This is a genomic window from Quadrisphaera sp. DVD1 (assembly GCF_058932755.1).
The window spans coordinates 1-9355 of record NZ_JBZYWI010000124.1 but is presented as its reverse complement, the minus strand read 5'-3'; the positions used below and the strand labels follow the sequence as shown (position 1 = coordinate 9355).

General features: G+C 76.4%; 11 protein-coding genes. 5 read left to right on the top strand and 6 right to left on the bottom strand.

Annotated features, from left to right (window positions below):
* Positions 1 to 660 (top strand): serine/threonine kinase C-terminal domain-containing protein (locus AC5FZL_RS13010; protein WP_493619266.1); only part of this gene is annotated, 660 nt, incomplete at its 5' end.
* 52 nt (positions 661 to 712) lie between these two features.
* On the opposite strand, the gene AC5FZL_RS13005 is transcribed toward AC5FZL_RS13010, so the two are convergent.
* From AC5FZL_RS13005 to AC5FZL_RS12995, 3 genes are read right to left on the bottom strand one after another with little or no spacing between them, the layout of a single operon-like run.
* A complete protein-coding gene (locus AC5FZL_RS13005) occupies positions 713 to 2371 on the bottom strand; it encodes a catalase (RefSeq protein WP_493619264.1) in 1659 nt (552 codons plus the stop codon).
* The gene (locus tag AC5FZL_RS13000) at positions 2368 to 2871 is read right to left on the bottom strand and encodes a Fur family transcriptional regulator (RefSeq protein WP_493619268.1); all 504 of its coding nucleotides are present in this window, start codon (positions 2869 to 2871) and stop codon (positions 2368 to 2370) included. The genes AC5FZL_RS13005 and AC5FZL_RS13000 overlap by 4 nt, the downstream gene beginning before the upstream one ends.
* Positions 2872 to 2929: 58 nt before the next feature.
* Positions 2930 to 3457 (bottom strand): hypothetical protein, encoded by a 528-nt coding sequence (locus AC5FZL_RS12995; RefSeq protein WP_493619262.1) that lies wholly within the window; start codon positions 3455 to 3457, stop codon positions 2930 to 2932.
* Positions 3458 to 3536: 79 nt separating this feature from the next.
* Here AC5FZL_RS12995 and AC5FZL_RS12990 point away from each other — a divergent pair, with 79 nt between their 5' ends.
* The 4 genes from AC5FZL_RS12990 to AC5FZL_RS12975 all read left to right on the top strand — a co-directional run bounded on the left by AC5FZL_RS12990 (position 3537) and on the right by AC5FZL_RS12975 (position 5935).
* On the top strand, positions 3537 to 4355 hold the full coding sequence (locus AC5FZL_RS12990) for a histidine phosphatase family protein (protein ID WP_493619261.1): 819 nt from the start codon (positions 3537 to 3539) through the stop codon (positions 4353 to 4355).
* Complete coding sequence (locus tag AC5FZL_RS12985; protein ID WP_493619260.1) at positions 4336 to 5256, top strand: NAD(P)H-hydrate dehydratase; 921 nt, start codon at positions 4336 to 4338, stop codon at positions 5254 to 5256. The genes AC5FZL_RS12990 and AC5FZL_RS12985 overlap by 20 nt, the downstream gene beginning before the upstream one ends.
* A 70-nt stretch (positions 5257 to 5326) precedes the next feature.
* Positions 5327 to 5524, top strand: coding sequence for a hypothetical protein (locus AC5FZL_RS12980; protein ID WP_493619258.1), 198 nt, complete (start codon positions 5327 to 5329; stop codon positions 5522 to 5524).
* Positions 5525 to 5542: 18 nt separating this feature from the next.
* Positions 5543 to 5935, top strand: coding sequence for a DUF6941 family protein (locus AC5FZL_RS12975; protein WP_493619256.1), 393 nt, complete (start codon positions 5543 to 5545; stop codon positions 5933 to 5935).
* On the opposite strand, the gene AC5FZL_RS12970 is transcribed toward AC5FZL_RS12975, so the two are convergent.
* From AC5FZL_RS12970 to AC5FZL_RS12960, 3 genes are read right to left on the bottom strand one after another with little or no spacing between them, the layout of a single operon-like run.
* Positions 5916 to 7958, bottom strand: a complete 2043-nt coding sequence (locus tag AC5FZL_RS12970; protein WP_493619254.1) for a SpoIIE family protein phosphatase — start codon at positions 7956 to 7958, stop codon at positions 5916 to 5918. The two genes, AC5FZL_RS12975 and AC5FZL_RS12970, sit on opposite strands and share 20 nt — an antisense overlap.
* Before the next feature lie 32 nt (positions 7959 to 7990).
* Entirely contained in the window at positions 7991 to 8416 is a 426-nt protein-coding gene (locus AC5FZL_RS12965) for an ankyrin repeat domain-containing protein (protein WP_493619252.1), read from the bottom strand.
* 11 nt (positions 8417 to 8427) lie between these two features.
* Positions 8428 to 9243 carry an SDR family oxidoreductase gene (locus AC5FZL_RS12960; RefSeq protein ID WP_493619250.1) on the bottom strand — a complete coding sequence of 272 codons (816 nt, stop codon included), beginning with the start codon at positions 9241 to 9243 and terminating at the stop codon, positions 8428 to 8430.
* Positions 9244 to 9355 lie beyond the last annotated feature (112 nt).

Sequence of the window (9355 nt, the reverse complement as noted above, 5' to 3'; positions counted from 1 at the left end):
CTCCAGCTGTGGCCGGACGCCGGGACGGGCGGCGACGGGCGCACGCCCGTGGCCTCCGGTGAGCCCTCGTCGCCGGAGGCCTCGCAGCCCCCGGCGACGGAGGGGGCGGAGCCGTCCGAGCCCGCTGCCTCGCCCTCGCCCGAGCCGACCACCGAGGCGCCCGCCGAGGCCGCTCCCGAGACCCCGGCGCCCTCCGAGCCCGCTCCGGAGGGCGCACCGGCCGCCGTGGTGCCGGCGGGGCTGGAGCCCTACACCGACGAGACCGGGTTCAGCGTCGCCGTCCCCGCGGGCTGGCAGGCGCAGCGGGACGGGCAGCGGGTGAGGTTCGACGACCCCGCGTCGGGCCGCTACCTGCTGGTGGACCAGACGGACGACCCCCAGCCCGACGCCCTGGCCGACTGGCAGCGGCAGGAGCCCACCGTGGCCCAGCGCCTCGACGGCTACGAGCTCGTCGGCCTGGAGCGGGTGAGCGTGCCCGGGGCCCAGGACGCCGCGGACTGGGAGTTCCGCCACAGCGGCGTGGTGCAGGTGCTCAACCGCAACCTGCTCGTCGGCCCCGACAAGGCCTACGCCCTCTACTGGTCCGGCCGCCAGGAGACCTGGGAGCAGGACCGGCAGCTCTTCGACGCGGTCGCCTCGACCTTCCAGCCCGCCGGCTGACGCCGCAGGGCCCCGCCCTCCGAGGAGGACGGGGCCCTGCGGCTGCGCGGGGTCAGCGGGAGACGACCACGTGCTCGTTCGGCACGACGTGCGTCATCGTCAGGCCCTCGACGTCGCGCGGGCCGTTCTTGCCGAGGTTGGCGGCGCGCTCGAGCTCGTCGTCGGCCAGCGTCTGGCTGGCCAGCGGCGGCAGGTGGCGGACGTCGTCCGCGGTGATCCCCAGCCCGTCGCCGACGCGCTGGCCGAGGGAGTCCTCGCACATGAAGAAGTGCCAGACCATCTGCTCCTGCACCTCGCGGGTCGCCTGGCCGATGGCGCCGACGAGGTTCGTCACGAGGTCGTCCTGCTCCCAGGGCTCCATGAGCAGGAAGCGCTGGCCGGCCTGCGTGTAGTCGTTCGTCCGCGGGATCCGCTTGCGCGTGAGGCGGCCGACGATCTCCGGGCCCTGCTCGTCGTGGGTGGGGTACTGCGCCTCGCGCAGCCCGCCCGTGATCGAGGGCTCGTAGTTGACGTGCGGGTTCGCCCCGGTGTCGTCCACGTAGTACTGCATCTGGCCGCCCTGCTGGTTGGTGGCCACGCGGGCGTTCTTGGGCTGGTTCACCGGCAGCTGGAGGTAGTTCGGGCCCACCCGGTAGCGCTGGGTGTCGCTGTAGGAGAACGTCCGGCCCACGAGCATCTTGTCGTCGGAGAAGTCCAGCCCGTCGACGAGGACGCCGGTGCCGAAGGCGATCTGCTCGTTCTCGGCGAAGTGGTTCCGCACGTTCGAGGTGAGCACCATCTTCCCGACCAGCTTCGGCGGGAACTCGTTCTCCGGCCACACCTTGGTGTCGTCCAGCGGGTCGAAGTCGAGCTCGGGGTGCTCCTCGTCCGTCATCACCTGGACCCGCAGCTCCCACTCGGGGAAGTTCCCGGCCTCGATGGCCTCGTAGAGGTCCTTGGAGGCGTGCCCCAGATCGGTGGCCTGGATGTTCGCGGCGTCCGCCTCGGTGAGGCTCTTGACGCCCTCGGACGGGTAGAAGTGGTACTTGACCAGGTGCGTGACGCCCTCGGCGTTGACCCACTTGTAGGTGTTCACCCCGAAGCCCTGCATCGTCCGGTAGTTGGCCGGGATGCCGCGGGGGCTGAAGAGGTTGACGAGCATGTGCATCGCCTCGGGGGTCTGCGACATGAAGTCGAAGATCCGCGCCGGCTCCTGGCGGAAGGTCACCGGGTCGGGCTTGAGGGAGTGGATGACGTCGGGGAACTTGATGGCGTCGCGGATGAAGAAGACGCCGAGGTTGTTGCCGACGAGGTCCCAGTTGCCGTCCTCGGTGTAGAACTTCACGGCGAAGCCGCGGGGGTCGCGGGCGGCCTCGGAGGAGTCCCGGCCGCCGATGACGCTGGAGAAGCGGACCGCGAGGTCGGTGCGCTTCCCGGCCTCGGAGAAGATCTTCGCCCGGGTGTACTCGGCGATCGGCTCGTCGCCCCACGTGCCGGTGGCCTCGAAGTGGCCGTAGGCGACGAAGCCGCGGGCGTGGACGATGCGCTCCGGGATCCGCTCGCGGTCGAAGTGGCTGATCTTCTCGAGGAACTGGTAGTTCTCCAGCGTCGCGGGGCCGCGGGCCCCGACGGTGCGCTGGTTCTGGTTGTCGTAGACGGGGTGGCCCTGACGGTTGGTCAGGACGCGCCGGTCGTCTCCGGGCGCGGGGGGCTGGCTCGCGACGTCGGTCATCGGTTCTCCTCCAGGGAAGGGGTGGTGGCGGTCTCGGGGCTGGGCGCGGAGGCGGCGCAGGCGCCGCACAGGCCCCAGAAGACCAGCTCGGCCTCGTCGACGACGAAGCCGGCCGGCAGGGAGGCGGGCACCAGGCAGGGCGCGGCGCCGGTGGCGCAGTCGACGTCCCGGGTCAGGCCGCAGCCGCGGCACACCAGGTGGTGGTGGTTGTCGCCCACCCGCGCCTCGTAGACGGCGCTCGCGGCGTCGGCGGGGCGGATCCGGCGGGCCAGTCCCGCGCCGACGAGCGCGTCGAGGCCGTCGTAGACCGCCTGCGTGGACAGCGCCCCCAGGCGGGTGCGGGCGCGGGAGGCCACCGCGGCCGCCGGGAGGTGCTCGCCGGTGGCGCGCGCGGCGGTCAGCACGCCGAGCACGGCCAGGCGCGGCTGCGTGGCGCGCAGGCCGGCCGCCTGCAGCGCGGTCCTCAGGTCCGCGTCAGGAGGCTCGGCCACGGGGTGCACGGTCCCCACTCCACCAGTCCTGTCTGGAACGAGTCAAGACAAGACCTCCCCCGGCGGCTCAGTCGCGGCGGTGCGGGTTGTCGAGCGGGACCGACTCGAGGGTGCGCCGCAGCTGGTCCAGGGCGTCCTTGACGTGGGCGCGCGGCGAGGTGCCCAGCACGGCCGCCGTCGCCTCGTGCGCGGTGGCGCGGGGGCCGTGCTGCTCGGGGGCGAAGCGGACGGTGAGCTCGGTGCGCCCGGCGCCCGGCAGGCCGTGGACGACGGCCTGGTAGTGGCCGCTGCCCTCGACCTCCCAGTCGATGTGGTCCATCGGCGGGCCCTCGAGGCCGCCGGTGAGGCCGGGCAGCCCGCCGTGGGCGTGCAGGTGCGCGGCGACCTCGCCGGGGGAGCGGTGCACCAGCTGCGACTCCTCCACCGTCCAGCGCGGGCCGGGCTCGCCGACGCGCCCGATCGAGGGCCCCGCGGGGGCGGCCTCGGCGCGGTGGCGGCTGCGGGCGCCCAGCACGAAGGCCAGCGCGCTGCCCGCCACCAGCCCGAGGACCAGCAGGGGCAGTGACGGGGAGGGACGGCTCTCGTTCTCGCTCACGGGTCGATCTTCGCGCGCGCGGACGTCCGCTGCCAGCCGCGAGCGGCCGGGTGCGCTCCGGTGGGCTAGCGTCGAACGCATGCCCGGCGACCCAGCTGACCTCGCCGTGCGCGAGCTCCTGCGCCCGAGCCCCGCCGTCCCGGCCGGCTCGCCGTTCCCCGCCGCGCTGTGGCTGCTGCGCCACGGCGAGAGCGAGGGCAACGTCGCCGCGCTGGCCGCCTACCGCGACGGCCGCGCCCGGCTCGACCTCGCGGCCCGCGACGCCGACGTCCCGCTCACCGCCCTCGGCCGGGCCCAGGCCGAGGGCGTGGGGCGCTGGCTGGCCGCGCTGCCGCCGGAGGAGCGGCCGACCCGCGTGCTGTGCTCGCCCTACCTCCGCGCGGTGCAGACGCTCGAGGGGGTGCTCTCCGGCGGGCTGTCCGTCCCGGCGCACACCGACGAGCGGCTGCGCGAGCGCGACCTCGGCATCTTCGACGGCCTGACCGGCCGCGGGATCCGCGAGCTGCACGCCGAGGAGTCGGTGCGGCGGCGCCACCTGGGCAAGCTCTGGTACCGCCCGCCCGGCGGGGAGAGCTGGGCCGACGTCGTCCTGCGCGTGCGCAGCCTGCTCGGCACGGCTCTGCCGCAGCTGGCCGGCGAGCGCGTGCTCCTCGTGACGCACCAGGCGGTCGTCATGGCCTTCCGGATCGCCCTGGAGGGCCTCGACGAGGAGACCGCGCTGCGCATCGACCGCGACGACCCCCAGCCGAACTGCGCCCTCACCCGCTACGAGGCGGCCGCGGGCGACGGCGGCGCCGGCGACAGCGCCGTGGCGCTGGCGGCCTACGCCGACACCACCGCGGTGGACGCCTCGACCGCCCCCGTCACCGAGGAGCCCGATGCCGACGTCCGTCCCTGAGGCCTCCGAGCGCCCGGCGGCCACCACCGTCACCGCGGCCGTCCTGCGCGCCTGGGCCCTGCCCGACCCCGGCACCGGCAAGGACGCCCGCGGGCGCGTGCTCATCGTCGGCGGCAGCGACCAGACGCCCGGCGCGGTGCTGCTCGCGGCCGAGGCGGCGCTGCGCTCGGGCGCCGGGAAGCTCCAGGTGGCCACCACGGCGTCCACGGCGGTCGCGCTCGCCGTGGCGATGCCCGAGGCGCTCGTCGTGCCGCTGCCGCAGGGGCCCGGAGGCGACATCGACCCCGCCGCGGCCGAGCAGCTGCTGGAGCTCGCCCAGGGCAGCTCGGCGGTGCTCGTGGGTCCCGGCATGCGCGACGTCGACGTAGCCCGGGAGCTGCTGGACGGCGTCGTGCCCTCCCTCTCCCCGGACGACGTGGGCGCCCTGGTGCTCGACGCCGCGGCCCACGCGTGGGTCGGCCAGCACGACGACGGGCTGCGCCACCTGCCGGGGCGGGTGCTGCTCACCCCGAACCCCACGGAGCTCGCGCTGACCCTCGGCGTGGAGCGCGACGAGGTCACCGGCGCTCCCGGCGAGCACGCCCGCGCCCTGGCGCTGCGGGTGGGCGCGTCGGTCTCGTGCGGAGGCGGGGAGTCCTGGATCAGCGACCCCGAGGGGCGGCTGTGGGTCGACCAGTCCGGGGGCGTCGGGCTGGGGGTCTCCGGCAGCGGCGACGTGCACGCCGGCATCGTCACCGGGCTGGCCGCGCGGGGCGCGGAGCCGACCCAGGCCGCGGTCTGGGGCGCGCACCTGCACGGCCGCGCGGGCGACCGGCTGGCCGCCAGCGTCGGCCGGCTGGGCTTCCTCGCCCGCGAGGTCTGCCCGGAGGTGCCGCGGGTGCTCAGCGAGCTGGAGGCCTGAGCCCTGCCGGTGGCGGCCGAGGTGGTCCCCCGAGGTGGTGCCCGGCCCCGCGGCGTGGCAGGTTCGGGGCATGACCCAGTCTCCTGACGCCGGCCTGCACGACGACGACCTCGACCCCGACGGCGACCCGGCGATGCTGCCCTCCCCTCCGGACACCTCCGGCCAGGCCCCGACGACGGGACCGGCCGACACCCTGCCCGTGCAGGAGGACCCGGACGACGAGGACGACCCGGACGCCGACCCGGAGATGCTCACCAGCGGCTCCTGAGCCCGGGGCGCCTCCGAGGTGGCCGAGCTCGACTACGCGGTGCTCGCGGACTTCGCGCGGGTGGACGGCGACGGCACCCTCACCGTCGTCGGCGGGCACCGCACGTCCGTCGTCGTCCCCGACCTGCCCGCGCAGCAGGTGCTGGCGGTGGCCGGACGCCTGTGGATGGGCCGGCGCGAGCCCCCCGCCCAGCTGGCCCTCGGGGCGCTGACCCCCGAGGGCGAGGTGCCGGTCGTGGCGACCTGGACGCTGGAGCCCGGCCCCGAGCAGGTCGAGGGGTCCGGGCGGCACTCGGCCAGCTTCGCCGTCACCGTGGTCGCCCCCGTGAGCTCCGTCGGCGGGTACGCGCTGGTGCTCTCGGTCAACGGCGAGGTGGCCCGACAGCTGCCCTTCACGGTCGTGGGCGGCTGAGCTCCAGCTCGAACCAGACCACCTTGCCGACCGGGCGCGCCGACGTGCCCCACGCCGAGGCGGTCAGCGCCACGAGGTCCAGGCCGCGCCCGCCCTCGTCGGTCGGGCCCGCGTGCCGCCGGACGGGCGGCGCGGGGCTCGCATCGGCGACGTCGACCCGCAGCACCGGCCCTCCGCCGGCCCCGGCCGCCGACCGCACGACGACCTCCAGCGCGAGCTCCGGCCCGGCGCCGTGGCGGATGGCGTTGGTGGTGAGCTCGGAGACGAGCAGCTCGGCCACCGCGGCGCGCTCCGCGTCGGTGCAGCCCGCCTCGGCCAGGACGGCGCGCAGCAGCCGCCGCGCCGCCCGCGCCGACGAGGGCACCGCGACCAGCGCCACCGAGCGCGAGGCCAGCACGGCCTCCGGCCGCACGCGCAGCGCCAGGACGGCGACGTCGTCCTCGGCCTCCTCGGGCAGCAGCTCCTCGAGGAGCCCGGCCACCAGGGCTGCCGTGTCCTGTCCCGCGCGGCGGGCGAGGGCGGCGGCGAGCCGGGCGACGCCGAGGTCGACGTCCTCCCCGCGGCGCTCGACGAGCCCGTCGGTGTAGAGCAGGAGCAGGGCGCCCGGCGGCAGGAGCGCGACGTGGTCGGACCGCGGCGACTCCGGTGCGACGCCCAGGAGCACCTCCGGCCCGCGGCCCAGGTCCTCCACGCGCCCGTCGGGCAGGAGCAGGAGCGGCGGCAGGTGGCCCGCGCAGGTCCAGCGGAGGGTGCGCGCGCCCCCGCTGCTGCGGTCCGGGGGCTCGTCGGGCGGGTCGACGACGGCGCACACGAGCGTCGTCAGCGTCGGGCTGCCGAGCCCCACCGCGGCGCGGTCCAGGCGCTGCACGGCCTCGGCGGGGCTGGCCGGGTGCTCGAAGGCGAGCGCCCGCAGCATGCTGCGCAGGGAGCCCATGGCCGCCGCGGCGCCCAGGTCGTGCCCGGTCACGTCCCCGATGACGAGCGCGGTGCCCCCGTCCGGCAGGACGAAGGCGTCGTACCAGTCCCCGCCGACCTGGTGGGCTCGGGCGGCGGGGGAGTAGCGGGCCACGACGTCGAGGCCCGGCGGCGAGGGCAGCGCCGTGAGGAGGGCCGCCTGCAGGGTGCGCGCGACGTCGCCGAGGTCCTCCACGAGCCGCGCCCGCTGCAGCGCCTGCCCCGCGTACCGCCCCAGCGCCGCGAGGCTGTCCCGCTCCTCCCCGGTGAACGGGGCCGGCTGCGGCCACGACATGGTGATCACCCCGTCGGTGCGCCCGTCGGCCGTCACCAGCGGCACCATGGCCCAGCGCTGGAACGCCTCGCGCCCGAAGACGGCCTCGATGCGGGGGTCCCGCCGGCCGAGCTCGGCGAGGTCGGCGATGTACAGCGGCGCCCCGGTCAGCGCCACCTGCGCGGGGTAGAGCTCCTCGGAGGTCAGCCCGTGGGCCGCCAGGCGCTCGGGCAGCCAGTCGAGGACGTCCTCGGAGCTGACGTAGGGCTGCAGGCCGCCGCGCTCGTGGTCGACCAGCAGGACGCCGCAGGAGCCGGTCTGGAGCACCTCGCGGGCCACCTCCAGGACGGTGGAGGTCACCTGGTCCACGGTCGCCGGGCCGACCAGGGCCTGGCTGAGCGCCAGCAGCAGCCGGCTGTGCCGCGCGAGCAGCTCGGCCGCCGCGCGCGCCCGCGAGCTGACCAGCTCGGACTCGACCAGGCGCACCTCCGTCGAGCACGCGGCCGCGAGGTCGCGCAGGGTCTCCACCTCGGCCTCGGTCCAGGCCCGCGGACGCTCGTCGACGGCGCACAGGTGACCCAGCGGCGCGCCGTCGGCGTCCACCACCGGCATGCTCACCCACGAGACGGCGCTGACGCCCAGGTGCAGGGAGGGCAGGTCGTCGGGGTCGGCGACCACGAGCGCGACCGGCACGTCGAGCTGGCGCCGCACGAGGCGGGTGAAGCGGTCCAGGTCGGCGCGGTCGAGGGCGCCCCCAGAGGCCGGGACCGGTGCGTTCTCGCCGGCGAGGGGCACCGCGCCATGATGCCGCACGAGCCCCTCCGGCGTCAGGAGCGGCGCGCCCCCTGCTCGAGCAGGGCCGTCATCGCCGGCAGGTCGAAGAACCGAGCCGTCTCGGCCGCGGACGGCGAGCCGGCCGCAGGGTCCGCGCCGGCCTCCAGCAGCAGGGTCGCCACGGTCGCGTCCTGGCGGAAGACGGCGGCGGCCAGGGCCGTCTGCCCCCGGTCGTTGGCGCGGGCGGTGTCCGCGCCGGCGGCCAGCAGCACCCGCACCGCCTCCGGGTGGCCGTGGTAGGCCGCCAGGACCAGGAGCGTGTCGCCCTTGTCGTTCGTCAGGTCCGGCGGCAGCCCCCCGGCGAGCAGGTCCGCGAGCGTGGCCGCGTCGCCGCCGCGGGCCATGTCGAAGACGCGGTGGGCGAAGGCCAGGGTGTCCTCGTCGAGGGCGGCCGGATCGGCGGGGCCTGCGGGTTCCATGGGCGCCGAGCCTACGGGCGCCGCCAGTCGTCGGAGGTCAGGTGGCTGCCCGCCTGCGGCCCCATCTGGAGCATGCCGCCGTCGACGGCCCACGAGGCGCCGGTGACGTAGCTGGCGGCCGGGGAGGCCAGGAACGCCACGACGGCGGCGATCTCGTGGGCGCTCCCGGGCCGGCCCAGCGGCACCCCCGGGCGCTCGTGGCCCGGAGCCGTGGGGTCCTCGTCCTCCTGCCCCGTCATGGGGGTGGCGATCTCGCCGGGGGCGACCGCGTTGACGGTGATCCCGTGCTCGCCCAGCTCGAGCGCGGCGGTGCGGGTGAGCAGGCCGAGCCCGCCCTTGGCGGCGTCGTAGGCGGAGGAGCCGACGCGCGGCTGGTGCTCGTGCACGCTCGTGATGTTGATGATCCGCCCGCCGCGCCCGGCGGCGACCATCCGCCGCGCAGCGCGCTGCAGGCAGAGGAACGCGCCGTCCAGGTCGGTGGCCAGGACCTTCCGCCAGCTCTCGTAGTCCATGTCGAGCAGGAGCTGGGAGTCGCCGGTGCCGGCGTCGTTGACGAGCACGTCGACCCCGCCCAGCGCCTCGGCCAGCTCGTCGACGACGTCGGCCGCCTGCGGCAGCCGGGTGAGGTCGAGGTGGCGCACCTCGGCGCGCCGGCCCTTGGCGCGCACCTCCTCGGCCGTCCCCTCCGCGGCCTCCTGGCTGCGGTACCAGGTGATGCCCACGTCGCAGCCCTGCTCGGCGAGGGCGACGGCGGTGGCGCGCCCGATCCCGGACTCCGAGCCGGTGACGATGGCGATGCGGGGCTGGGTGGCGGTGGTGTCGGTCACGGGGGGCTCCTGCGGCGGTGGGCCAGGGGGACGGCGGGGGCGGTCGGGAGACGGGGAGCGGCGGGGGCGCGGTGGGGTGACAAGAACCCCCCCCCGCAAAAGAGGCGCCTCC